Annotated in this window: 22 protein-coding genes; 9 read left to right on the top strand and 13 right to left on the bottom strand. The window is 56.4% G+C overall.

What is annotated here, in order from left to right; all coding sequences use genetic code 11:
- Positions 1-7: 7 nt before the first annotated feature.
- The 4 genes from lapD to AACY26_RS07900 all read right to left on the bottom strand — a co-directional run bounded on the left by lapD (position 8) and on the right by AACY26_RS07900 (position 3,941).
- Entirely contained in the window at positions 8-1,960 is a 1,953-nt protein-coding gene (gene lapD, locus AACY26_RS07915) for a cyclic di-GMP receptor LapD (protein ID WP_339512711.1), read from the bottom strand.
- A 9-nt stretch (positions 1,961-1,969) separates the two neighbouring features.
- Positions 1,970-2,659, bottom strand: a complete 690-nt coding sequence (lapG, locus tag AACY26_RS07910; protein ID WP_339512709.1) for a cysteine protease LapG — start codon at positions 2,657-2,659, stop codon at positions 1,970-1,972.
- Positions 2,660-2,936: 277 nt separating this feature from the next.
- Positions 2,937-3,338 carry a YbaN family protein gene (locus AACY26_RS07905; RefSeq protein WP_339512707.1) on the bottom strand — a complete coding sequence of 134 codons (402 nt, stop codon included), beginning with the start codon at positions 3,336-3,338 and terminating at the stop codon, positions 2,937-2,939.
- A 15-nt stretch (positions 3,339-3,353) separates the two neighbouring features.
- Positions 3,354-3,941 (bottom strand): YecA family protein, encoded by a 588-nt coding sequence (locus tag AACY26_RS07900; protein ID WP_339512705.1) that lies wholly within the window; start codon positions 3,939-3,941, stop codon positions 3,354-3,356.
- Between the two features lie 287 nt (positions 3,942-4,228).
- Here AACY26_RS07900 and recQ point away from each other — a divergent pair, with 287 nt between their 5' ends.
- The 4 genes from recQ (at position 4,229) to AACY26_RS07880 (ending at position 9,751) form a co-directional block, all read left to right on the top strand.
- Positions 4,229-6,364: a DNA helicase RecQ gene (gene recQ, locus AACY26_RS07895; RefSeq protein ID WP_339512703.1), complete on the top strand. Its 2,136-nt coding sequence runs from the start codon at positions 4,229-4,231 to the stop codon at positions 6,362-6,364.
- A 142-nt stretch (positions 6,365-6,506) separates the two neighbouring features.
- Positions 6,507-6,941 carry a MarR family transcriptional regulator gene (locus AACY26_RS07890; protein WP_339512701.1) on the top strand — a complete coding sequence of 145 codons (435 nt, stop codon included), beginning with the start codon at positions 6,507-6,509 and terminating at the stop codon, positions 6,939-6,941.
- 326 nt (positions 6,942-7,267) lie between these two features.
- A complete protein-coding gene (locus AACY26_RS07885) occupies positions 7,268-9,391 on the top strand; it encodes a FimV/HubP family polar landmark protein (RefSeq protein WP_339512699.1) in 2,124 nt (707 codons plus the stop codon).
- 66 nt (positions 9,392-9,457) lie between these two features.
- A complete protein-coding gene (locus AACY26_RS07880; protein ID WP_010483227.1) occupies positions 9,458-9,751 on the top strand; it encodes a SelT/SelW/SelH family protein in 294 nt (97 codons plus the stop codon).
- 29 nt (positions 9,752-9,780) lie between these two features.
- On the opposite strand, the gene AACY26_RS07875 is transcribed toward AACY26_RS07880, so the two are convergent.
- The 3 genes from AACY26_RS07875 to AACY26_RS07865 form a co-directional block, all read right to left on the bottom strand.
- Positions 9,781-10,632 carry a DMT family transporter gene (locus tag AACY26_RS07875; protein ID WP_339512696.1) on the bottom strand — a complete coding sequence of 284 codons (852 nt, stop codon included), beginning with the start codon at positions 10,630-10,632 and terminating at the stop codon, positions 9,781-9,783.
- Positions 10,629-10,964: a tRNA-binding protein gene (locus AACY26_RS07870; RefSeq protein ID WP_339512694.1), complete on the bottom strand. Its 336-nt coding sequence runs from the start codon at positions 10,962-10,964 to the stop codon at positions 10,629-10,631. Before AACY26_RS07870 ends, AACY26_RS07875 begins: the two co-directional genes overlap by 4 nt.
- Before the next feature lie 81 nt (positions 10,965-11,045).
- On the bottom strand, positions 11,046-11,801 hold the full coding sequence (locus AACY26_RS07865) for an AraC family transcriptional regulator (RefSeq protein ID WP_339512692.1): 756 nt from the start codon (positions 11,799-11,801) through the stop codon (positions 11,046-11,048).
- A 163-nt stretch (positions 11,802-11,964) separates the two neighbouring features.
- Here AACY26_RS07865 and AACY26_RS07860 point away from each other — a divergent pair, with 163 nt between their 5' ends.
- Together AACY26_RS07860 and AACY26_RS07855 are read left to right on the top strand one after the other, a co-directional pair.
- The gene (locus AACY26_RS07860; RefSeq protein WP_339512690.1) at positions 11,965-12,780 is read left to right on the top strand and encodes a UDP-2,3-diacylglucosamine diphosphatase; all 816 of its coding nucleotides are present in this window, start codon (positions 11,965-11,967) and stop codon (positions 12,778-12,780) included.
- Positions 12,777-13,814 (top strand): glycosyltransferase family 4 protein, encoded by a 1,038-nt coding sequence (locus AACY26_RS07855; RefSeq protein ID WP_339512688.1) that lies wholly within the window; start codon positions 12,777-12,779, stop codon positions 13,812-13,814. Before AACY26_RS07860 ends, AACY26_RS07855 begins: the two co-directional genes overlap by 4 nt.
- Before the next feature lie 117 nt (positions 13,815-13,931).
- Here AACY26_RS07855 and AACY26_RS07850 read toward each other — a convergent pair whose 3' ends face one another.
- From AACY26_RS07850 to AACY26_RS07840, 3 genes are all read right to left on the bottom strand, one after another.
- Positions 13,932-15,320 carry an adenylate/guanylate cyclase domain-containing protein gene (locus AACY26_RS07850; RefSeq protein ID WP_339512686.1) on the bottom strand — a complete coding sequence of 463 codons (1,389 nt, stop codon included), beginning with the start codon at positions 15,318-15,320 and terminating at the stop codon, positions 13,932-13,934.
- Positions 15,321-15,483: 163 nt separating this feature from the next.
- A complete protein-coding gene (locus AACY26_RS07845; protein WP_339512684.1) occupies positions 15,484-16,056 on the bottom strand; it encodes an HD domain-containing protein in 573 nt (190 codons plus the stop codon).
- Between the two features lie 13 nt (positions 16,057-16,069).
- Positions 16,070-16,387 carry an Mpo1-like protein gene (locus AACY26_RS07840; RefSeq protein WP_339512682.1) on the bottom strand — a complete coding sequence of 106 codons (318 nt, stop codon included), beginning with the start codon at positions 16,385-16,387 and terminating at the stop codon, positions 16,070-16,072.
- Positions 16,388-16,551: 164 nt separating this feature from the next.
- Between AACY26_RS07840 and AACY26_RS07835 the strand changes: the two genes are divergently transcribed.
- On the top strand, positions 16,552-17,553 hold the full coding sequence (locus AACY26_RS07835; protein WP_339512680.1) for an AraC family transcriptional regulator: 1,002 nt from the start codon (positions 16,552-16,554) through the stop codon (positions 17,551-17,553).
- A gap of 90 nt (positions 17,554-17,643) precedes the next feature.
- Here AACY26_RS07835 and AACY26_RS07830 read toward each other — a convergent pair whose 3' ends face one another.
- Together AACY26_RS07830 and AACY26_RS07825 are read right to left on the bottom strand one after the other, a co-directional pair.
- Positions 17,644-19,104: a TrkH family potassium uptake protein gene (locus tag AACY26_RS07830; RefSeq protein WP_339512678.1), complete on the bottom strand. Its 1,461-nt coding sequence runs from the start codon at positions 19,102-19,104 to the stop codon at positions 17,644-17,646.
- An 86-nt stretch (positions 19,105-19,190) separates the two neighbouring features.
- Positions 19,191-20,645: a TrkH family potassium uptake protein gene (locus tag AACY26_RS07825; protein ID WP_339512676.1), complete on the bottom strand. Its 1,455-nt coding sequence runs from the start codon at positions 20,643-20,645 to the stop codon at positions 19,191-19,193.
- Between the two features lie 163 nt (positions 20,646-20,808).
- Between AACY26_RS07825 and AACY26_RS07820 the strand changes: the two genes are divergently transcribed.
- Both AACY26_RS07820 and AACY26_RS07815 read left to right on the top strand, forming a co-directional pair.
- Positions 20,809-21,180 carry a YkgJ family cysteine cluster protein gene (locus AACY26_RS07820; protein WP_339512675.1) on the top strand — a complete coding sequence of 124 codons (372 nt, stop codon included), beginning with the start codon at positions 20,809-20,811 and terminating at the stop codon, positions 21,178-21,180.
- A gap of 172 nt (positions 21,181-21,352) precedes the next feature.
- On the top strand, positions 21,353-21,913 hold the full coding sequence (locus AACY26_RS07815) for a nitroreductase family protein (RefSeq protein ID WP_339512674.1): 561 nt from the start codon (positions 21,353-21,355) through the stop codon (positions 21,911-21,913).
- A gap of 24 nt (positions 21,914-21,937) precedes the next feature.
- Here the strand turns inward: AACY26_RS07815 and AACY26_RS07810 are convergent, their stop codons facing one another.
- Positions 21,938-23,266 carry a HAMP domain-containing sensor histidine kinase gene (locus AACY26_RS07810; RefSeq protein WP_339512672.1) on the bottom strand — a complete coding sequence of 443 codons (1,329 nt, stop codon included), beginning with the start codon at positions 23,264-23,266 and terminating at the stop codon, positions 21,938-21,940.
- Between the last annotated feature and the right edge of the window lie 22 nt (positions 23,267-23,288).

Here is a 23,288-nt window from a genome sequence, read left to right as displayed (position 1 = left end):
ACCAAGACTAGGCGTCTTGCCACGGGCTGGGCGCGCCAATCAGGCGACCCATGGCTCCCTCGATTCCCAGCTCGTTGAGTACCTTGAGTTCGGCCTCGGTTTCCACCATCTCGGCAATCAGTGGCAGATCAATACTGTTGGCCGCGCGGAATATGGCCTCGATAAACAAGCGCTTATCGCTTTCTTGGTCGATTGCGCGGATATAGCTGCCATCAACTTTCAGGTAAGCCAGGCCAAGATTGGTCAGATTGCCGATCAAGCTGAAGCGTCCACCAAAGTGTTGCAGGCCAAGCTGATAGCCCGTCGCGCGAATTTGTTGGCCAAGTGTTTCCAGCTCTGGCGCAGAGGGCAGGTGGCGTTCATCCAGCTCCAGGGTCATTAACGCCGCCTGTTCAGGATGCTGCTTGAGCACAGACAACAGCTTGGTCCAACTTTCAGGTTCGCGCAGGGTTGCAGCAGATAAACTCAGGGCCAGCGGTTCAGGGTGCATAGCCAGATGCTTAAGGCTGTGTTCAAGCATGGCCAGATCGAATCTTGCCGCCCAGCCGAGCCGTTCGATCCAAGGGATAAAGCGTCCTGCGGCGATGGCTTCACCTTGCTGGTCGAGCAATCGCGCAAGTACCTTTTTATGCATCAGTTGGCTGATGTCGTCGCAACGGCTCACCGGTTGGAAGTAGAGCTGGATTTTCTCGTCGGTCAGCGCCTCGTCGATCCACATGCGCCATTCATGGATACCTTGGCCTTGTGCCAGGTTAAAGTCATCGAGACGCTCCCAAGGCTGTTCCGGCATTTTACTTTGTGCCTGTGCCAGCGCTTGGTCGGCGCGGCCTATCACTGTGCCTGGGCTTTCTCCTGGGCGATAGGCGGCGATGCCCATGTGCGCAACAGGGTTGCAGTCACTGGCGCCTGTCTGGCGCAGGCTTTGCAGTTGCTCGCTAAGTTGTTGGGCAAGTTTGTCGGCGCCTTCTGCGCTGAGACTGGGGGCGAGAAGAGTGAATTCGCCACCGCGATTACGCGAGGCAAGCCAGCTGCTGGCTTCGTGCTGTTGCATGAGTTCGGTCAGTTGCAGGCCAATAGCCTGAATCAGGTTGTCGGCTTCTTGTCCGCCCAGACGCTGGTTGAGACCGCCAAGGTCATTGACACGTAGCAGCATCAAGTAGCCGTCGGTATTTTGCTCGGATACCTCAAGCTGCTGAGCCAGTTTGAGGTCAAACAAGCGCCGGTTAGCCAGTCCCGTCAGACTGTCTTGATAGGCTTCCTCACGCAGCTTTTCACTGCGCGCAGCTTCTTCAGCGAACAGGTTTTTCAGCTTCTCGACCATCAGGTTCATGGCCAGCACCACACGTTTCAGTTCAGGTGTGCGCGGCACTTTGGGCATGCTCAAGAACTCGCGTCGGGTGATCGCCTGGGCTTGCTTGACCATATCGTCCAGCGGTCGCAACTGGGTACGCAGCAACCAGCCGCCGAGTATCGCACTCACCAGCCCGCAGGCCAATAACCAGCCAAGGCTGCCGATGGCGCTGTCCCAGAGCCTGGTCAGGGCAAATTGCGGATGGCTGAGCACCTCAACTCGTGCAGCCTGTTCCCAGCCGCGCATGATCAAGGCATCGCCGCCTTCTGGGGTCAGGTCGACCAGGTCGATAAACCAGGTCGGCACATTTTCTGGCGCCGTGGTGGTGCGCCGCTCGACAATCACGCTGTTGTCGGCAATGTTCACCACCCTGATTGTCGCGTAATAGCCACTGTCAAATATCGAGCTGACCATGAGTTCGATCATCGCCGGATCATCCACATGGGGTGTCAATGACAGTCCGAGCGCGGTTGCAGCATCCTGTGCGTGCGAGCGCAATTGGCTCAATAACTGCTCGCGCGAGCTTTCCATGCCGCTGATGAAACTGCCGGTGAATGCCACCACAAGAAACAGGCAAATGGCGATGAACAGTTGTTTTAGTAATGACATCAGGATCTCCTAACCTTCGCCTATGGCGAAGCCTTCCGTACGCATTTTTTTGAGCAGTTCCTGCCAGCGCGATAATTTCTTGGTGTCGCTCTTCTTGCTGTTCGAGCCGGGCAGGTAGACACCTTCGGCATTGAATGAATAAACCGGTAATAGATCCTTGCGCTGCGATGCCGGCTGAATCTCGCCAATCAGGTTGTCGAGCACCAACGGTTCACTGCTGGGGCTTGAATAGTAGGTAAGCACCATGTGCGCCTGGTTTTGTTTAAGTGCCTTGACGTAGGTAATCCGCAACTTCTCGCTGGCAATACCCAGGCGACGCAGGGTGAAATACTTGGCGATTGAGTAGTCTTCACAGTCGCCAGCGCCTTTGACCAATGACTCAACGGGCGTCGCCCAATAATCAGTTTGACGCCAGGTACGGCGATCATCGGCAAAGCGCAGCTGCCGGTTGAAAAATGCATTAACCGTTTTGAGCTGCTGGTTCTCTGGGTTTTGCTGATTGCTCTCGATTAGCTGCTGCCATTGCTGCAGACGCTGTTCGGCGGGGCCTAGAGAGCCATAGCGCGTCTGTGCGTTCTGGATGATCAGGGCAAAATCCCAATTGGCCGTAGCGGTGGCTAAACCCAGGGCAAAGACCGCTGTGCCCAGCCATAGATGGCTGAAACGCTGAGCAACAGTGCTGGACGGGCATGTCGGCATCTGCAACGACTCGCTGGAGGTCGTTCAAAGTCTAGGTGCAGTAATGGCTTTGTGCTTCAGCTTCAGTGTTGAATGTTGGTAGAAGAATAAAGCGTGGTGATGCGTAGGGTGCGACAACGCGCAGCTTGTCCACCAGAAATGGTCATGCCACTAAGTTCTGTGTCGCAAATGGCGGACAGAAAATCGCTGTCCTCCCTACAGGATGAAACCGTCTGCGTAGAGTGTGACAACGCGAAGCTTGTCCAGCAAAGGTCTCACGCGGATTGACTATTCAGCCTTAGGTTGAAGGCGGTGTCGGCAGGGTTTTCTGGCGCAGGATATAGACAGTCACGCAGACCGCGCTGGTCAGCATAAACAGCCGGGCCCAGAACATGGGCACCAAGTAGCAGGACAAGCCAATACTCAGCCACATCAGGCTTATCGAGTAGATTTTAGCCTTGCGTGGAATGCCTTCACCTTCCAGGTAATCGCGAATCCATGGCCCAAGCCTTGGGTGATCGACCAACCAATGGTAGAAGCGCTCGGAGCTGCGCATGAAGCAAGCGGCGGCCAGCAGGAGAAAGGGGGTAGTGGGCAGGACAGGCAGGAATATGCCAATCACCCCGAGCGCTACGCTCAGCCAGCCTATGGCCAGCAGGGCGTAGCGAACTGCAGGGTTATGCTTGATCTTACCCGTCATGCGGACGGCGAAGGATTAGTGGTGACGCGGTTTGAGCAGCGCTGGCTTTTCTTCTGGTGCATTGCACAGGAGAAACAGCGCGGTCAGCAGTTCAGGAATTTGCTCGACCATGCTGTCTACCAAGTCGCGGTCACGGGCGATTTCATCAAACTCGGGTTGCTCATCAAACAGGCCGGAACCGACCATGATCGGCAACAGCAATTCGCTGACTTCGTCTTCGGAGTCTTCGAACCAGACGGATTCACGCAGGAAGACGCCTTCCATGAAGCCGATGCACCAGCCGCGCAGGTCAGAGTCATCCGGGTCTTCACCCAGATCAAGCTCGCAAGGTATTTCCGGTTCATCGTCACTCGCCAGTTGGCGGGCAATATGGGCCTTGAGCAACACCAGCGTGGCTTCGATTTCATCTCGCTCAGCGTCGCTACGGTAGTGCGGGGCTTCAGAGAACAGGGCGTCGATCCACTCGCGCTCAGGCACCTGTTCTGTACAAATCGACAGGGCAGTGAGGTAGCCGTGGGCGGCGACGTAGTCCAGGGCTTCTTCGTGCAACTCATCAGCATCGAGGAAGGCTTGCAGGCGGGACAGTTGCTCGGCAAAGGACATCGTAGGGCTACCTTGAAGAAGTAAACGAGGCTGGATTCTAGTCTAGACAGCGCGCAGCGGCCATAGCTCAAGTTTAACCCATGCATAAATGGTTGCAGGGTTGGCGGGGGCTATTGCATCGTTTATTTGATCCTGATCATTGATATAGCGTGCTTAAAAGCCTGAAAAGCACCTCTGGCATGTGCTTTTACCCCAGATCGATAGGTTAACTTTCGACAAATTGCAGATGCGAAATTTTCTGAGTCGAGCACGTGCGTATAATGCCGAGCTCGATTTGGAGGCCTTTCATGCAAGACGCGGCACAACGCATCCTCAAAGACATCTTTGGCTATGACAGTTTTCGTGGCCGTCAGGAGGCGATTATTCAACGTGTAGCCAGCGGCGGTGATGCGCTGGTGCTGATGCCGACCGGCGGCGGCAAGTCGTTGTGCTTTCAGGTGCCTGCATTAATGCGTGAAGGCTTGGCGGTGGTGGTCTCGCCCCTTATCGCCTTGATGGATGACCAGGTCGCAACCCTTGACGAGCTAGGGGTTGCAGCCGTCGCCTTGAATTCGACCTTGAGCAGCGACGCGCAGCGCGATATTGCCGACCGCATTCGCCGGGGCGAAGTCAAAATGCTTTATCTGGCGCCTGAGCGCTTGGTGCAGCCGCGCATGCTGGCTTTTCTCCAGCGCCTGGATATTGCCCTGTTTGCCATTGATGAGGCGCATTGCGTATCGCAGTGGGGGCATGACTTCCGCCCGGAATACTTGCAACTGGGGCAACTGGCCGAGTTTTTCCCGCAAGTGCCGCGTATCGCCCTGACGGCGACGGCAGACATGCGCACCCGCGAAGAGATCATCAATCGCCTGCACCTGCAGGATGCGGAACGGTTTTTGTCGAGTTTTGACCGCCCCAATATTTTTTACCGGATTGTGCCCAAAGAGCAGCCACGCAAACAGCTGCTTGGCTTTCTGGCGGCACGCAAAGGCGATGCGGGGATTGTCTATTGCCTGTCGCGCAAGAAAGTCGATGAGGTTGCAGCCTTCCTTAGTGCCCAGGGTTTCCCAGCGTTGCCTTATCACGCCGGTTTGCCCAGTGAGCTTCGCGCCTACCATCAAAAGCGTTTCCTCAACGAGGAAGGCTTGATCATGGTCGCAACCATTGCCTTCGGCATGGGCATCGACAAACCCAACGTGCGCTTTGTGGCGCACCTGGATTTGCCAAAATCCCTTGAGGCTTACTATCAGGAAACCGGGCGAGCAGGGCGCGATGGCTTGCCTGCCGATGCTTGGATGGCCTATGGCCTGCAAGACGTATTGCTGCTCAAGCAAATGCTCAATAACTCCGATGGTGACGAGCGTCACAAACGAGTCGAGCAGCACAAACTAGACGCCATGCTGGCGCTTTGTGAGGAAACACGCTGTCGCCGCCAGGTACTGTTGGGCTATTTCGATGAAGTGCTCGAGCAGCCTTGTGGGCACTGCGACAACTGCATCGATGGCGTGCAAACCTGGGACGCCACAGAGCCGGCGCGTCAGGCGTTGTCGGCTATTTACCGCAGCGGCCAGCGTTACGGCGTCGGTCATCTGGTTGATGTGTTACTGGGACGTGATAACGACAAAGTTCGCAGCCTGGGGCATCAGCACTTATCAGTATTTGGGGTTGGCAAAGATCGGGCTGAAACTGACTGGCGTACCTTGTTCCGCCAATTGGTGGCGCGCGGACTGGCGGATGTCGACCTTGAAGGCTTCGGCGGTTTGCGCCTGTCGGATAGCTGTCGGCCGCTCTTGCGTGGCGAGGTGCAACTGGAGCTGCGTCGCGACCTTAAACCCCAGCAAAGCGCCAAGGCTTCAAGCAGCGCCGCCAGCCAGCTCGTCCGGGGCGAAGAGCGTGAAATGTGGGAGGCGCTGCGTGCCCTTCGGCGCAAGCTTGCCGAGGAACACGCGGTACCGCCTTACGTTATTTTTCCTGATGCAACCTTGCTTGAAATGCTGCGCAGCAAACCTGGCAGCCTGAGTGAAATGGCGCAGGTCAGTGGCGTTGGCGCCCGCAAGCTTGAGCGTTACGGCGCCGCTTTTCTAGACGTGCTCGGTGGCAAGGCAGAAGCACCACGGGTGGTGACCGACATGCGGCATGAGTTGGTCAGCCTGGCACGAGCAGGCATGACCCCGGAACAGATCGCCAACCAACTGCAATGTGGCACTAAAAGTGTGTATGGCATGCTCGCTGAAGCCATCAGCAGCCAGCAGTTATCCCTTGATCAAGCCCTGGATATTCCCGAAGCCTTGCTGGACGAGGTGCAAGATGCCTTTTTGAGCGGCGATGGTGAGTTGCCGACCGCCAGTGAAGTCAGCGCCTTGCTCTCCGGACGGGTCGAAGAGGGCGTGCTGCACTGCGTACGTGCGGCACTGCATGCCGAGTTTGAAGGCGGGCTTGAGTAGGCCAAAAGCGACATTTTTGGACCTTGGTGCACGTTCTGGAACATCTTGTAAGTCATTGTCTGACATCAACCTTGCTCTGGCGCCAAGGTTATGATTAGCTGACTAATAATTAGTTTTTTATAGTTATAAGAGCCGTTCCATCATGTCGTCATCTGATCAACATCGTTTTGCTATGCAAATTGCGCAAATGTCTCGTGCCTGGCGTGCCGAACTCGACCGACGCCTCGTCGGCCTGGGCCTTTCCCAGGCGCGCTGGCTGGTGCTACTGCATCTGGCTCGTTTCGATGAGTTGCCAACCCAGCGCGAACTGGCCCAAAGCGTCGGCGTCGAAGGGCCGACATTGGCGCGCTTGCTCGACAGCCTGGAAGCGCAGGGGTTGGTCAGTCGCCAGGCTGTACCCGAAGATCGTCGCGCCAAGAAAATTGCCCTCAGCCCGCAAGCTGAGCCTTTGATCAAGAAAATCGAAGCAATTTCCACCGAGTTGCGCAAAGAGCTCTTTGCCGGAATCGATGAGCAGGATTTGGACCGCTGCCAGCAGGTCCATGCCAAGATCTTGAGCAACCTGGAACGGCGTTAACTGATGAAACGGGCCTAATCTGCAGGCTTCAGCGACGCTGTTGCTGGAAATTACGCTCGTTTCTCAGGAATGTGACCTCGGTCAACTTAATAGACTTACTGCATTTGTGGCCATTGCCTTCAATGAATAATGGCCATTTGCCTTAAAAAAGGCGCTAACCCCTGTAGGCCGCTTGTTTGAATAGTGGCTATACTTCGCTGCAGCCGGGTTGCACATGGAACGTTACTCCCGAACGAAGTTCTACAGCTGCAGACAGATCCACGGTGCGATAGCGCATATGCCCTAGGCAAGTGGATACTGAGTTGTTAAGCGTTAGGGGAGTGCCCATGTCTCGAGTTCGCCATGTATTAATAGGTCTAGCCTCCAGCTCGGCACTTTATTCCAGTTTTGCCCCGGCACTTGGACTTGGTGAAATAACCCTGCATTCGGCTTTGAACCAACCGCTCGAAGCTGATATTCAACTGCTTCAGGTTGGTGATCTGAGCGCCAATGAGATCAAGGTCAAGCTTGCATCGCCAGAGGCTTTTAGTCGATCAGGTGTCGAGCGGTTTGTTTTCCTTAACGACCTGAGATTTACCCCGGTATTGAGCAACGGTCGCAGTATTGTCCGGGTCACCTCACGCCAGGCGGTGCGCGAGCCGTACTTGAACTTTATTGTCGAAGTGTCTCGGCCCAACGGCCAGTTGTTGCGTGAATACACCATACTGCTTGATCCACCTATTACCTCAGCCTACGGCTCGGCTTCGCCTGCGCCAAGCAGCCAGTACAGCACCCGCTCGTCCTCGACCGTTGCCGCCTCACCTGCGACGCCAACACGGCCAACACGGCCTGCGCTGCCAGACGTGATGCCAACCGCCACGCTCGGTCAGACTCATCTGGTGCGCAGTGGCGATACCCTGTGGCGGATCGCATCACAGTTACGTGATCAAGGCAGCAATGCCTCGCAGCAATCTCTGATGAATGATATCTACGCGCTCAACCCCCAGGCGTTTGCCAATGGCGATATCAATCGACTCAAAGCAGGCGTTGATTTGCGCTTGCCCGACAGCGCTGTAGATACCAGCCAGGCAGGATCATCACCCAACAGCAACTCGAATCAACCTGCGATTAGTGCAAGCCAAAACGATGCTACCAGTGGTCAGCCATCCAGCGCAGGCAGTGCGGAGACCGCCCCTGCAGTGGCTGGCGACAGGGCAGATGCGCAGGCATTGGCCCAGATCCAGCAGCGCCTGGACCTTGAGCTGGCGAATCAGTCAAACCTGAGTTTGCAGCTGCAGCAGAGCATTTCCCAGCTACAGGAGCAGGTTGAGGCGCTGCAAACCCAGCTTGAGTCCAAGGATCGACAGCTGGCCGAGCTGCAATCACAGCTTGACGCCGGACCTGCGCCGCAAACCAGCGCCCAGCCTCAGGTAACAGCGCCAGCCCCGGTGGAGCCGGTTGAGCAGCCCACTGACTGGATGCGTTACCTCTATGGCTTGCTCGCCTTGTTGTTAGCTGGCCTGCTGGCACTGTTATGGCGATCCAAGCGTGAACGAACTCCTGCGCCTGAGACGCCAGCAGTCGCCGTAGCCAGCGTGGATACGCCGCAGCCAGCAGAGCCGCTTTTCCAGCCGGTTGCGCTCAGCGCCCAAGCTCCGGTTACTGAGCCTGCACCTGCACCTGCACCTGCACCTGTACCTGCAGCCGCGGCAAGCCGGCAGGAGGTGCCGGTGGATGCGATTGAAGCAGCCAACATCTACATCACCTATGGTCGTTACCCCGAAGCGGTCAGTGCGTTGCGCAAGGCCTTGCAGGTTCATCCTGAACGTCACGATATTCGCTTTCGCTTGCTCGAAGTTCTGGCGCTGCAAGGCGATGCACAGCGTTTCCAGGCAGAAGAAGCGCTATTGCGCCAGAGTAACTTTTCGCCTGAGCGTATTGATCAACTCAACGCTCGCTATCCGCAGTTGCAGAGCATCGAACTCGACTTCGATGCCCTTGAACTGGATGAACCCGTTGATTTGGCCCCAGCGCCAAGTGCAGCGGAGGACTATCAGCTCAACCTTGACGACTTGTCCCTGGATGCCGACTGGGACCTGGTGAGCCCGTTTTCGGCAAAAACCAAGGCAAAACCGGCCAAGCCCGAGCAGGTGGATATAGATACAAACTTGCGTGATCTACCCAGCCTTGAAGAACTGCCCCATGATGACGATGAGTTCGCCGCGCTGACGGCAGAAAACGACGCTGCCCTGGGCGCCTGGTTTGAGGATGATCCTCGCTCGCCAGCCAATCTCAACAATTTGTCTGATTTCGACGCCAATGCCAGCAATATGCGCAAGCTCAATCAGGCTTTGGCCTATATCGAGCAAGGCAGTATTGAAAGTGCCTGCGATATACTCAACGAAGTGCTTAATGACGGTGATGACAAGCAAAAGCAGGAGGCCCGCAAGCTGTTGGCCAAAATTGCTTGACCAATTTCCAGATCAAGCAGGCGAGCACGCGCTATCATGGGCTGTCCGTGACAGTTGAGAATCACTATGCCCAGCGCTAAACCTGAAATCACCATCACCTACTGCACCCAGTGTCAGTGGTTGTTACGCTCCGCCTGGTTGGCTCAGGAACTGCTCTCGACCTTCGCCGATGACCTGGCAAAAGTCACGCTCGAACCCGCCACTGGCGGCGTGTTCAAGATTGTCTGCAACGGCGTGCAGATCTGGGAGCGCAAAGCTGACGGCGGCTTTCCCGAGGCTAAGGTACTCAAGCAACGGGTGCGTGATCAGTTTGACCCCCAGCGCGACCTTGGCCATAACGATGATCGCAAGATCCACTGATAACTCGCCTTGGCGTCAACCAGGGCGGGTTACTTAGCCATTCGCGCAGATACAAATATCGCCAGGATGATCAAGGTGCCGCCCGCGAGCATTCGCAGGCTCGGCTGCTCGCTGAACAACCACCATGCGAAGGCAATGCCGTAAACGGGCTCCAAGGCGAAGATCACTGCCGCGGTGCGAGCCTTGATTACCCGCAGGCTGGCAACGAATAAGCTGTGTGCGAGCCCGGTGCAGAACACGCCCAATAACGCGAGCCAGAACCAATTGATCAGTGTGATTTCTGGAAGTTGCTGCCAAGCCAGCGGCATAAACAACAGCATCACAGTAAGGTTCTGGCACAACGCAGCTTTTACCGGGTCCAGGCCTTGGGTACTGGCACGGTTGAGCAGTGATAAAAGTGCAAATAAAAATCCCGACAACACCGCCCACAACAGGCCGATATTAGCTTCGCTGCTGAGGTTTAGGTCGGGTGTCACCAGAATCAGGCCAAGGCAGACAACGCCAACCATCAAGAACTCTCGGCCGCTGGTGCGTTCGCGAAACAACAAGCCTTCAAGGAGTACGGTGAACGCAGGAAAACTGGCGAAGCCGAGTGTTGCGATGGCGACACCGGAAACCTTTACGGCTTCAAAGAAGGTGATCCAATGGCTGCCGAGCAACAGCCCGCCAAGCGCTAATAAACCCAGTTGTCGCGCGCTTGGCCGCAAGCCTCGGGACTGGCTCGACAGATGCGCGAACAGGGCCAGCGCAAGCACCGCGAACACAGCCCTGCCGGCCGAAATATTCAGTGGCGAGGTTGTGGCGAGTTTGCCGAAAATGCCTGAAAGCCCGAACAGCAGGGCGCCCAGGTGAATGGCGAGTAACGCTTTACGTTCGGTCATGCCAGGCGAGCGCCATTGGCAACGGGTTTGTCGAAGCTTGCCAGCACCACTTTGTTAGCTTCGTCGTAAACACCGGTGACCAATACTTCCGAGCGGACACCTGCAATGCGTTTGGCTGCGAAATTGCAGACGCACAGCACCTGGCGGCCGATAAGGTCCTCGATGTGATAATGAGCGGTGATTTGCGCGCTTGAGGTCTTGACCCCATGCTCGCCCAGGTCAACCTCAAGCACGTAGGCAGGTTTGATTGCCTTGCTGTTGGGTTCGGCCGAGATAATGGTGCCAACGCGCAGTTCAACGCGGGCAAAATCTTGCCATTCAATCTGCTGCATAACGCCTCCGTGATCTACTTCGCGCCATTCTAGAGGGGCGAATGGCAGGCGTCTGTCGCAGGAGTATCGATTTTTGTCGCGCTACTGTTGCGCCGCACGAATCGAACGCGCGGTGCAACCAAAGTAACGTGATAGGGCAGCACTAAAGGCACTTTGGGACGAATAACCAACCCGCGCCGCGATTTCACCGACACCAAGGTGGCTGGTTTGCAGCATCTGGCGCGCCAGCTCGAGGCGCTGGTTGCGCACATACTCCATGGGCGTGCACCCCGTCTCGGCCAGGAAACGACTGTGAAAGCGTGCGCTCGACAGCCCGGCCAAACGTGCAAGGTCCGCCACCTGAAGCGGATGCGCTGCATGCTCGTGGATATAGCGATCGATTGCATGCAGCGGCAGGCGGGGTTCGCTTGAGGCGGCACCAGATTGTTCACTGAGCAGGCTCGCCAACAACAATGCAGCGCCTTGCTGGGCGATCACCGGGTCATTGATTGGACTGGCAGCCAGCCAACTGACCAGTTGGCCCTGCACAGTGTTCAGCGATAAGGACTGGGTGGCGCCCGTCAGTCTCAGGCCTGCATCGGCATGGGCGCCCAGATGCTCCTTCAGCCAACCCTCGGAAGGGATATCGAGTACCAGGCAATCACTGCCTGCCGGGCTGCCACAGGCATGCTCGGTTGCCGCCGGAACGATCGCCACGGATTGACGAACTACCCGGCTGCCGACGCCTGCGGCCTCGAATTCAAGCAGGCCGTTAAGGCCGAATACCAGTTGTGCGTGATCGTGACTGTGGCTCAGCAGGTCGTGACTGTAGTGACGCAGTGACAGTAGTGGATGCATACCAGTGTCCCCTCAAGGTCCGGCAATTCTATCAGCACCAAGCGTGCATCGGCAGACAAGTCAGTGCACAACCGTGCAGCTGTCATTGAATTGAAGTCATGGCGTCATATTGCGTTCACCGGCCTCACGCAAGCTCATTAAAACTCTGCCTGAGGATGGCCAAATGACGAGTGCACAGTTGATCAAGCCAAGCAGCAAGCAACGTGTCAGAACGTTATGGATCTCGGATGTCCACCTGGGTACCCGTGATTGCCAGGCGGAACATTTGTCTGCCTTTCTCAAGCGCTACCAGGCCGACAAGGTGTATTTGGTTGGCGATATCATCGACGGATGGAAGCTGCGCAGCGGCGTCTACTGGCCGCAATCCCATAGCAACGTGATTCGGCGCTTGTTGACCATGAGCAAGCGCGGCACCGAAGTGGTGTATGTCACCGGTAACCATGACGAATTTCTACGCCGCTACTCCAAGCTGATCCTGGGCAATATTCACCTGGTCGACGAGGCAGAACATCTCACGGCGGATGGCCGGCGATTGTTGGTGATTCACGGCGACCAGTTTGACGTCATCACGCGCTATCACCGCTGGCTGGCATTTCTGGGCGACTCTGCCTACGAGTTCACTCTGACCCTGAACCGCTGGTTGAATCACTGGCGCCAACGCTACGGTTACGGTTACTGGTCGCTGTCTGCCTATCTCAAGCACAAGGTCAAAAGCGCGGTTAACTTCATCAGTGACTTCGAGCAGGCCATTACCCACGAGTGCGCCAAGCGCGGATTTAATGGTGTGGTTTGCGGGCATATTCACCACGCTGAAATCCGTCCCATGGGTGATGTGGAGTACATGAACTGCGGTGATTGGGTCGAGTCCTGTACCGCGTTGATCGAACACATTGATGGGCATATCGAGCTCTACCGCCTGGCTGATGACCAGGCGCGTCAGGCGCAGCAGCTTGCCGCGGCAGTCGAGCCCGTCGCGTGAGGGTACTTATTGTCAGTGATGCCTGGGTGCCGCAGGTTAATGGCGTGGTCACCAGCTTGCAGGCCTTGATGAGCGAGTTGCGTGGCATGGGGCATGAAGTAAAACTGCTGTCACCGGCTGATTTTCGCTCCATCCCTTGTCCGACCTATCCGGAAATCTCGTTGGTTTGGGATCTTTGGCGACTGGGGCCCGCGCTCAAGGCTTTTCAGCCCGATTGCGTACACCTGGCCACAGAAGGGCCGCTGGGTTGGGCGGCCAGGCGTTGGCTGAACAAGCGCAACCTGGCTTTTTCAAGTGCCATCCATACCCGTTATCCGGAGTACGTGAGCACGCGCTGCGCCTGGATTCCCTTGCGCTGGGGTTATGCCTACCTGCGGCGCTTTCATCGCTCTAGCCAGGCGGTTCTGGTGACCACCGAACACTTGCGTACTGAGTTCTCCAGTTGGGGATTGCAGCGTCTTAAGCTCTGGCGCAAAGGGGTTGATACCCGGCTATTCAAGCCGCTGGAAACCCATGAGGAGGGCGTCAAGCCCGTTTTCCTCTACGTTGGACGGATCGCCCCGGAGAAAAACCTTGAGGCGTTTTTAACCCTGGACTTGCCCGGTATCAAGCGCGTGGTGGGGGATGGGCCGCAGCGACAGGCATTGCAGCACCAGTATCCGCAGGTTGAATTCATGGGTTATCGGCACGCTGAAGAACTGGCCAGGGAATATCAGCAGGCAAGTGTGCTGGTATTCCCATCGCTGACCGACACCTATGGCCTGGTCATGCTCGAAGCGCTGGCCTGCGGTACGCCGGTTGCTGCATTTGCCGTGCGCGGGCCGCTTGATGTACTGCAACAGGGCATCACCGGATTCATGCACGAAGACCTTGGCCATGCGTGCATGCAGGCGCTCAAGTTAAGCCGAGAACGCTGCGCGATTGAGGCGGCCAGGCAATCATGGCAGGTATCGGCGCAAGAGTTCATGGCTGAACAACCTCTGCTTGATGGTGAGCTACAGCAGGTGTTGGCCTATGGAGCCTCTGAAAACTAGCGCGCTAGATAGACGAGGGCTGCCCGTGCTGGAGCAGTCCATGCTGCGTTAAAAATAGCTGGTGATGCATCAACAACAAAAAAGCAGCCAATAGGCTGCTTTTTGCGTTTGGCTTGGCTACATGATGACTTTGTCGCGCAGCTCTTTGGCGGCTTGTTGCAGCGCCTGGATCACTCGCTCCTTGTCGAAGTTCTGAATGCCGTTGGTGTCCAGGTACATTGAGAACCCAGGCAGTTCATGCTCGACATAGCTTGAAGTTGCGCCTAGGTCGCGACGGAAGTCGACCACTTGGTAAATCTGCACCGGGCGGGTGAAGCCCTTGACGGTGATCTGGCCTTTGTCACGGCACATGATGACGTCTTTGACCAAGGAGTAGGTTTCGTGCGAGATCAGGATTTCACCTGATTCGGCAGCGCTTTCCAGGCGGCTGGCCAGGTTCACGTCGCGGCCGATGATGGTGTAGTCCATGCGCGTGTCGGCACCGAAGTTACCCACGGTGCAGTAGCCTGTATTGAGGCCCATGCGGATTTCAAGGGGTTTGGTGATGCCTTGGGCGCGCCATTGTTGGCGCAGCACCTTCATGTGCTTGCGCATGGCGATGGCCATTGAGACGGCTGCAACAGCGTCTTTCTTTGCGCCTTTGCTGGCAGGGTCACCAAAGAACACCATGACGCTGTCGCCAATGAACTTATCAATGGTGCCGCCGTATTTCAGGCAGATCTTCGACATTTCATTGAGGTAGGTGTTGAGCAGGTCGGTCAGTGCCTCTGCCTCAAGCTCCTCGGATAGCTCGGTGAAACCTTTGATGTCCGAGAAAAATACCGTCAGTTTTTTGCGCTGGGTTTCCAGGCGCACCGATTTTTTGCCGCTGAATATCGATTCCCAGACTTGCGGAGACAGGTATTTGGCAAGATTGCGGGCAAGCCGCGCGGCTTTTTCCTGTTCGCGCCTGATATCGCTTCGCACCTGGGCCAGGTGCAAGCCTTGCTGGTGGACAAAGTAGGCGGTAATGGTGATGTAGAAGGTGGTGAATAAAATGCATACCAGGGACACCGCCGTCGGGGTTTGTCCCATGAATTTCGGGCCGATTAGAGCAGAGCAGGCCAAGGTGCTGATCAGCGTGGTCACCAGCGCCAGGGTCATATTGCCCAGGCCGCCAACCACGAGGGAGCTGAACAGCAGGGTTAACAGGCTCATCAAGCTCAGGACCGGTGAGAAATTCAGCAGTACGGCCAGGCAACCGCAGTGTATGGCGTCGACAATCATCAAGCCTTGGGTGGCTTTGGTAGGGTACTGACGCTTGTAGTATTGGCCAATCTGATGCGCCAAATGCGGATAAAGCAGGGCGTATGGAACAATCCATAAAATACTGTAGGAGAAATACTGGACGTAGGTGCCTGCAGCTATACTGGCGGCGACAGAGATATAGGCCAGAATGCGCGAATAGTATTCACGCATCACCGGCGCCGGTAGCACGCTGGGTAGGATAACGGTGCGGACAGTCATGGTACGGCAATGATCCCTGATAAAGGAACGCCTCTAGCTGGGCGTTAATTTGGCTGGAACGAATGAGTTCCAGCCAAACAGGGATCATAACCAAGCCCAGCTTAGCCGCCAAGCAGCAATGACGAATGCATCATTTTGACGGATTACCGGTTGTCAAAGCGCTTTATTTTGCATCACGGTAGATCGAGTTTCTTGGCTGGGCAAAGACACGCCGTAGCATCGGCTCAAAAAACTCCAGCGGTAGGGACTCATACTCTGGGTCAAAGGCCGAGGCGTCATACTTGGCGCAGAAATCGATAGTCGCCTGGTACTGCGGATGGTCTTTGAACTGCTCGCGCAAGTGGCGATCCATGCCCAGGTGATGAAAGAAGTAGTAACCTTGGAAGATCGCGTGTTTCTCGACCATCCAATGGTTTTCGGGGCTGACAAAAGGCTTGAGCATGGCGGCGGCTATGTCTGCATGGTTGTAGCTGCCCAAGGTGTCGCCAATATCATGCAGCAGGGCGCAGACCACATACTCTTCGTCGCGACCATCTTTGTGCGCGCGGGTTGCGGTCTGCAGTGAATGGGTCAGGCGGTCAACAGGGAAACCGCCAAAGTCGCCGTCCAGCAGCTTGAGGTGGGTGAGAATGCGATCAGGCAACTGGTCGGCATAGGCGCGAAAGTCCTTGGCGATAATGGCCCAGTCGTCCTGTGTGCCGTTTTCCATATGGGTAAAGCGTGCGTGCATATTCATTACTGAGCCCCTACTAAAATTTAATGCGACCCGTGCAGGCATCCTTGAGCATGATCCAATCGCCGAGCAGCGAGTACAGTGGGTACTTGAAGGTTGCCGGGCGATTTTTTTCGAACACAAAGTGGCCCACCCAGGCAAATCCGTATCCTGCAACAGGGATTGCCAGCAACCAAAGCCATTGCTGGCTGAGCAGGCTGTAGGCCAGGATCAACAGCACCAGCGTGCTACCGGCGTAATGCAGGCGACGGCAGGTCGGATTGCTGTGTTCTTGCAGGTAGTAAGGGTAGAACTCGGCAAAGGAATGAAAACGTTCAGTCGTTTGGGCAGTCATGATGTGCCTCCTGTTGTTATTTTAGTCAGGCTCACTAATGCTTACAGTCTAGGCTCAGAACCAGGATCAACCAGTGACATTAAGTGCCACATTAGTATCCTTGCCCGCCATTGCAGTCGGTTCCTTAGCGGTTATTTGTCGAACTTTTAGAATAAGAATCCACAATGAGTGAGCGCACAACATCTTCCAATTGGGCTTTAGGCATCGTTCAGGCATTAGAGATGGGCGGTGTAGACTGCCGCTCGATATTTCCTGAGCTTGGCCTCGATTACGCATTACTCGAAGACCCGGATGCGCGGTTTCCGCAAGACGGCATGACTCGACTCTGGACCCGTGCCGTTGAGCTCTCGGGAAATCCCGCCATTGGCTTGAACATGGCCAAGGTGGTGCGTCCCGCCTCGTTTCATGTGGTTGGCTATGCGCTGATGTCGAGCAGTTCGCTCAAGGAAGGCCTGGCGCGACTGGTGCGCTATCAACGGATTATTGCCGAGGGCGCAGACCTGAGCTTCAGGCCTACCCCTGACGGCTACGAGCTGGTGCTGGCGATCCATGGCGATCGCTTGCCGCCGGCACGCCAGAGCGCGGAAGCGTCGCTGGCTTACGCATTGGCTTTTTGCCGGTGGATGACCGGCAAGCTGATTCGCCCCCGCAGGATTCTTCTACAGGGTGATCCGCCGGCGGATATCGAGGCGTTCCAGCAGGTATTTCAAGCACCGCTGGAGTTCAATGCCAGCCATTATGCGCTGCTGTTTGAGCGTGCAGATATGGAAATGCCGTTACCCACGGCCAACCCCTCGCTGGCGCAATTGCATGACCGTTTTGCTGGTGAATTTCTGGCGCGGTTCTCCGAGAGCCGAGTCACTCACCAAGCGCGTCAGGTCATTTGTCGACTGCTGCCTCAGGGCGAGCCAAAACGTGAAGTCGTTGCGCAAACATTACACATGTCGCAACGCACCCTGCAGCGCCGTTTACAGGAAGAGGGCACCAGCTTTCAGCAGTTGCTTGACGACACCCGCTGCGAGCTGTCGCAACAGTACCTCGCGCAGCCGAATCTGACCTTGCTGGAGGTGTCCTATCTGCTGGGTTTTGCCGATCCGAGTAATTTTTTTCGGGCGTTTCGCCGCTGGTTTGGGGTGACCCCCAGCGAATACCGGGTCCGCGCCTAACTCCGCCATCAACCGCCGCAAATACATTGATGGTTATGAATGCTGCGGTGTTTGCCGGATTTCAGGACAAGCTTCGTGCTGTCCTAGCGCTCAATGTCGCCAGAACGAAGGCATCAACACCACCATCACCGTAAGGATTTCCAAGCGCCCGAGCAGCATGCCGCAAGTAAGAATCCATTTGGCGGTATCCGGCAGGCTGGAAAAGTTACCGGCTGGCCCGATGATCGGCCCCATACCCGGCCCAACTCCGGAGACGGTACTGGCAGCGCCGCTAAGTGAGGTGATCCAGTCGAGTCCGCATAGGCTCAAGCCCAGCGCCATCACTGCGATAGTGGTGGTAAAGAAGAACGAGAAGGTCAGAATCGAGCGGACGATGTCTTCGTCGAGCCGGTGTCGGTTGTATTGCTGCTTGATCACCGCACGGGGATGAACCAGTTGCTTGAGGTTGGCCTTGAGCAGGATATAGGCGACCTGGAAACGGAAGATCTTCAGGCCGCCCGCTGTCGAGCCTGAGCAGCCACCAATAAAGCCCAGATAGAAAAACAACATGCCGGCAAAGCCGCCCCAGAGGGTGTAGTCGCCCAATGCGAAGCCGGTCGTGGAGATAATCGAGGTGGTGTTGACCGCAACGTGGCGCACCGCTTCCAGCCAGTGCAAGTCTGTAGTCAGCGCATACCAGGTGCCGAGGATGATCCAGGTACTGAGCAAAATCCCCAGGAAGCCACGAACCTGCTGGTCGTAATACAGCGCCCGGAAGTTGCCGCGCAGCGTCGCGACATAGAGCACGAATGGCAGGCTGCCGAGAATCATCAACAACACGGTCACCCAATGCACCGCAGGTTGTTGCCAGTGGCCAATCGAGCTGTCCGAGGTTGAGAAACCGCCCGTGGCGATGGCTGACATGGTGTGGTTGATTGCGTCAAACCAGCCCATCCCCGCCAGCCACAGCGCCACGACGCCGAAAATACTCAGGCCAACATAGGCGGCCACCATATATTTGGCCACCATGTGCGAGCGCGGCATGATCTTGTCGGAACGGTCCGAAGATTCGGTCTGGAACAGACGCATGCCACCGATACGCAGCATTGGCAAAATGGCGACGGCCATGGCAATAAAGCCGACGCCGCCCAGCCAGTGCAGCAGGGAGCGCCAAATCAGGATGCCCGGCGACATATCGTCCAGGCCGCTGAGTACGGTTGCTCCGGTGGCGGTAATGCCCGACATGCTTTCAAACAAGGAGTCGGTGACGCTCATGTGTTGGCTGAAAATAAACGGCAGCGTGGCAAACAGGCAAACCAGCACCCAGCTCGAAACGGTCAGCATGTACATGTCGCGTGGGCGCAATTGCGAAGCTTGCTGGCGGCTGCGGCCTTGGGCAATCAAGGTCAAGCCGCTGACAAAGGTGATCAGGCTCGACCAAAGGAATGAATTGATTTCGTGAGGCCGCTCAAACACCAGCAAGGTAATGACCGGTACCAGCATGCTCACTGAAAGGGTTACCAGGAACACGCCGTTGATGAAGGCGAGGATGCGCAGTGTCGATTTAGACATCCAGTTCAACCCCCACGCGCAATATGGTTTTCATTATGGAACCGACTTCCCTGTGGTTCTTTTCCCAGCATTCTAGCCTGCTGATATCAGTGACGCCAAAATGAGCGGGTAACCAATACCAGTACGGTCAGGATTTCCAGTCGGCCAAGCAGCATGCCCAGGGTCAATAACCACTTGGCCGCATCAGGCAGGCTGGCGAAGTTGCCTGCCGGACCAATGATCGGGCCCAGGCCCGGGCCAACGTTACATACGGCTGTTGCAGCGCCGGTCAAAGCGGTAATCCAATCGAGGCCCAAAAGCGCCAGGCCCAGTGCAATGACGCCAATGGTGATGGTGAAGAAGAATGAGAAGGTGATCAGCGAGCGAACAATATCTTCGTCGAGATTGTGGTTGTTGTATTGCTGCTTGATCACCGCACGGGGGTGAACCAGTTGCTGCAAGTTGGCACGCAGCAGGACATAGGCCACCTGGAAGCGGAATATTTTCAAGCCGCCAGCGGTTGAGCCCGAGCAGCCACCGATAAAGGTCAGGTAGAAGAACAGCATTACAGCGAAACTGCCCCAGAGGGTGTAGTCGCCCAGTGCAAAGCCTGTGGTGGTAACCACGGAAGTGACGTTGACCGCCACGATACGTACAGCGTCCATCCAACTGTAGTCTGAGTTGATCCACAGCCATGTGCCGAAAACCAGCCAGGTCAAAACCAGAAAACCAATAAAACCGTGGACTTGATGATCGCGAACCAGCGCACGTCGGTTGCCTCTAGCACTGGCAACGTAAAGGGTGAAAGGCAGGCTGCCGGAAATCATCATCACCACGGCGACCCAGTGCACGGCCGGTTGGTCCCAATGGGCGAGCGATGAGTCTGAAGTTGAATAGCCGCCAGTGGAAATTGAGGTCATGGCGTGGTTGATCGCTTCAAATGGCGTCATGCCCGCCAGCCAATAGCTGATAAAACCAAGCAGTGTCAGGCCCAGATAAACCATCAGGATGTATTTGGCGGCCATGTGCGAGCGCGGCATGACTTTCTCGCCCCAGTCCGAGGATTCGGTCTGGAACAGGCGCATGCCACCAACTCGTAGCAACGGCAGAATCGCCACCGCCATACCAATAAAGCCAATGCCGCCAAGCCACTGCAACATCGAGCGCCAGATCAGCAGGCCAGGGGAGGCGGTGTCGAGTCCACTGAGCACCGTAGAACCTGTGGTGGTGATGCCCGACATGGTTTCAAAAAATGCGTCTGTGTAGCTGATATGGTGGATTTGCACCATCGGCAATGCCGCAAAGATGCACACCACCAGCCAACTACCAGTGGTCAACAGGTACATGTCGCGCGGGCGCAGATGAGCGTTTTCAGGGCGCCCAGGGATAACCAGCGCCATGCCTGCCCCGGCGGTAATCAGGCTTGACCAGAGGAATGGGTCGAGGTCTTCGGTACGTCCATATACCAGTAGCGTCAGCAGGGGAATCATCATGCTGAGCGCCAGTGTCAATAAAAAGATACCGAGGATGAAGCCAATAATTCGCAGTGTCGCCAAGGCCATAAAGGGGGCTCAAGTGGAGGACAGACGGAAAGTTACAAAGGGCGCCATTCTACCCGGCACAAGAAAGCTGTAAACCACCATTATCTGTGCTTTACAACGGCTTGGGTAAGCATAGAATAGCCGCCAGGTGCCGGCCCTTGCCGGTTTCTGAGTCCTTATAATCATGTCTGAAACTAATCCGTGTTTAACGTGTGGCGCCTGCTGCGCGTATTTTCGTGTGTCTTTCTTTTGGGGCGAGTGCCAGTCTGCTGGCGGTACGGTGCCGGATGATCAAGTGGTATTGATTACTCCGCAACGTGTTGCCATGCGTGGTACAGAGCATAAACCAGCACGCTGCAATGCACTGTTGGGGAATGTTGGGGAAGGGGTGCGTTGTACATTATATGAACAACGTTCCAGCCCGTGCCGTGAGTTTGAAGCCTCCTGGGCCAACGGTGAACATAATGCGCGTTGTGACGATGCGCGTAAGGCCTACGGCCTGCCGCCGCTGACACCACCTGTGCAGCCGAGCGTGTCACCAAATCGGGTCGCCTAAAGATAATCCAGCACACGAAATAACAATGCGCCCAGTGGCTCGCCACTGGGCGCATTTTTCGTTGGTGCGCAGTAACAAGAATGCTTTCGGATAGAGCAGTTCGAGCAGGTTTTTCCCACAGGCTATCTCGCAGGCTCTAGAATTTAGCTTCATGTTCTGCGAGAGGTGATCGATGGACGCGCTAGATGCACTTATAAACCGAGTTTCTGTTCCGCGCTTGAGCGAGCCTGCTCCTGATGCGGCGCAGCGTGAGGTGCTGTTTCGTGCTGCATTGCGAGCCCCGGATCACGGGCAACTAAGACCTTGGCGGTTTTTGACGGTTGAGGGTGATGCACGCAAGCAACTCGGGGAGCTGTTCGCCCAGGCGTTATCGGCTTCAGGCACGCAGCCCAGCGTTGAAGCGCTGAATAAGGCCCATGCGATGCCTTTGCGGGCGCCCTTGATGGTCGTGGCAATTGCCAGTATCAAAGAATCGCCGAAAGTACCGGCGCAAGAGCAAATTATCGCTGCATCCTGCGCGGCGCATAGCATTTTGCTGGCGGCGCATGCGCAGGGTATCGGTGCCGTCTGGCGCACCGGTGACATGGCGACCAATGCACATGTGGCCGCTGGCTTGGGGTTGTCGGCAAGCGAGCAGGTTGTGGCTTATCTGTATCTGGGCACACCAGAACGTGAGTTGCGTACACCGCCGACACTCAATATCGATGATTTCGTCAGCGCCTGGCCAGCCTAGAGCATCGACGCTGGTTGAGACGTGTCAGGATTCTGCGTCCGCCTGGGTTGCAATGATCAGGCTGGCGCAAAAGCCGCCTTGTCCGTGGTTCTCCAGGATCAGCTTGCCGCCATGACGCTCTGCTGCGCGGCGAGCAATGGCTAAGCCCAGGCCGTGGCCGGGCGATGTTTGGCCCGGTGCACGGAAAAAGGGTTCGCCCAGTTGGCCCAGGTGTTTGTCATCGACGCCCGGGCCATGATCGCGCACACGGATCCGCACCGCGCCATCTTTTACCTGCGCGCTGACTTCAATCGGTTGACCCGGAGGGTTGAAGCGCAAGGCGTTGCGCAGCAGGTTATCCAGTGCGCGCTCAAGCATGTTCGGCCAGCCTTGTAGCTCAAGACCGGGGGCTATATCGATTGCGACCCGTTGCTCCGGGGCGCTGATATGCACATATTCAACCAGTTTTTGCAGGATCTCCTGCAGCCTGACCGGCTGCACTGCTCCCGGGTTGGCATCGAGGCGCGCCAGTTCGAGAATCTCGCTGATCAATGCTTCGAGGCGATCACATTCCTTGGTCAGTCTCGGCCACAGCTTTTCACGTTCTTCGGGGCTGGCACGTTCGGCCAGCGCCAAGGCAATTCGCAGGCGGGCAAGGGGGGAGCGCAGTTCATGGGAGACATCGCGCAATAGCTGGCGCTGGCTGCCAATAAGGCCTTGTAGGCGGGCGCCCATGCGGTTGAAGTCATTGGCCAGCACGCCCAGTTCATCACGGCGCTTGGCCAGGTGCGCCAGGCTATTTTGCTGGTAACTGGTTTGGCCAAGGTCATGCACCGCGCCGCGCAAGCGGTTCAGTGGTCGGGTAATCGACAAGGTCAGAAGCAGGCTCAAGGCCGTTAATACCACCAGAGCAATGGCCAGCGCACTGATCGGCCAGAGCAGGCTATCGCGATGCCAGCTATTGAGCACTGGATAAGGGATTCGGTAAATAAACAGATAGGTTTTGTCGGTGTTGGGGCTGATGTATTCAGTGGTCAGGCGCCGCCAAGGCAGACGCTTGTCTTTTTGTCGTGACTCAAAGGCTGCAGCGCGTGCCGGGAATGTACCGGGGACCAGTTGCTGGCCGTTTTCACCCAGTACTTGCACGTCAACCTGATATTTATCCTTGTGGTGTCTCAGAAAGGCTTGTGCGGGGCCTTTGCCGCCGCTCTCGTAACGTTCGGTCCAGGTTTCGGCAATTCCCTGCAGAGCTGGGGTGTTGTTGAGTATCCAGCTGTCTTGGTTGAGGGCACGGCCGAGTAGCATGGACAAGCCAGCAACCAAGGCAATCGCCAGCCAGAAGCTCGCAAAGATTCGCCAGAACAGTGACCGCACAGGTAACTCCTTGATGCAGTCA

The sequence above is a fragment of the Pseudomonas sp. RL_15y_Pfl2_60 genome (genome assembly GCF_963970595.1).
GTDB lineage: Bacteria > Pseudomonadota > Gammaproteobacteria > Pseudomonadales > Pseudomonadaceae > Aquipseudomonas.
The sequence above is the reverse complement of the archived record's forward strand: the minus strand, read 5'-3'. Positions and strand labels throughout refer to the sequence as shown.

Coding starts and splice junctions, on each gene's coding strand:
- AACY26_RS07845 (WP_339512684.1), bottom strand. CDS start 16,056: ATGAATATGCACGCACGCTTTACCCATATGGAAAACGGCACACAGGAC.
- AACY26_RS07880 (WP_010483227.1), top strand. CDS start 9,458: ATGCCCAGCGCTAAACCTGAAATCACCATCACCTACTGCACCCAGTGT.
- lapD (WP_339512711.1), bottom strand. CDS start 1,960: ATGTCATTACTAAAACAACTGTTCATCGCCATTTGCCTGTTTCTTGTG.
- AACY26_RS07875 (WP_339512696.1), bottom strand. CDS start 10,632: ATGACCGAACGTAAAGCGTTACTCGCCATTCACCTGGGCGCCCTGCTG.
- AACY26_RS07890 (WP_339512701.1), top strand. CDS start 6,507: ATGTCGTCATCTGATCAACATCGTTTTGCTATGCAAATTGCGCAAATG.
- AACY26_RS07860 (WP_339512690.1), top strand. CDS start 11,965: ATGACGAGTGCACAGTTGATCAAGCCAAGCAGCAAGCAACGTGTCAGA.
- AACY26_RS07825 (WP_339512676.1), bottom strand. CDS start 20,645: ATGGCCTTGGCGACACTGCGAATTATTGGCTTCATCCTCGGTATCTTT.
- AACY26_RS07865 (WP_339512692.1), bottom strand. CDS start 11,801: ATGCATCCACTACTGTCACTGCGTCACTACAGTCACGACCTGCTGAGC.
- recQ (WP_339512703.1), top strand. CDS start 4,229: ATGCAAGACGCGGCACAACGCATCCTCAAAGACATCTTTGGCTATGAC.
- lapG (WP_339512709.1), bottom strand. CDS start 2,659: ATGCCGACATGCCCGTCCAGCACTGTTGCTCAGCGTTTCAGCCATCTA.
- AACY26_RS07815 (WP_339512674.1), top strand. CDS start 21,353: ATGGACGCGCTAGATGCACTTATAAACCGAGTTTCTGTTCCGCGCTTG.
- AACY26_RS07835 (WP_339512680.1), top strand. CDS start 16,552: ATGAGTGAGCGCACAACATCTTCCAATTGGGCTTTAGGCATCGTTCAG.
- AACY26_RS07900 (WP_339512705.1), bottom strand. CDS start 3,941: ATGTCCTTTGCCGAGCAACTGTCCCGCCTGCAAGCCTTCCTCGATGCT.
- AACY26_RS07885 (WP_339512699.1), top strand. CDS start 7,268: ATGTCTCGAGTTCGCCATGTATTAATAGGTCTAGCCTCCAGCTCGGCA.
- AACY26_RS07820 (WP_339512675.1), top strand. CDS start 20,809: ATGTCTGAAACTAATCCGTGTTTAACGTGTGGCGCCTGCTGCGCGTAT.
- AACY26_RS07830 (WP_339512678.1), bottom strand. CDS start 19,104: ATGTCTAAATCGACACTGCGCATCCTCGCCTTCATCAACGGCGTGTTC.
- AACY26_RS07840 (WP_339512682.1), bottom strand. CDS start 16,387: ATGACTGCCCAAACGACTGAACGTTTTCATTCCTTTGCCGAGTTCTAC.
- AACY26_RS07905 (WP_339512707.1), bottom strand. CDS start 3,338: ATGACGGGTAAGATCAAGCATAACCCTGCAGTTCGCTACGCCCTGCTG.
- AACY26_RS07870 (WP_339512694.1), bottom strand. CDS start 10,964: ATGCAGCAGATTGAATGGCAAGATTTTGCCCGCGTTGAACTGCGCGTT.
- AACY26_RS07850 (WP_339512686.1), bottom strand. CDS start 15,320: ATGACTGTCCGCACCGTTATCCTACCCAGCGTGCTACCGGCGCCGGTG.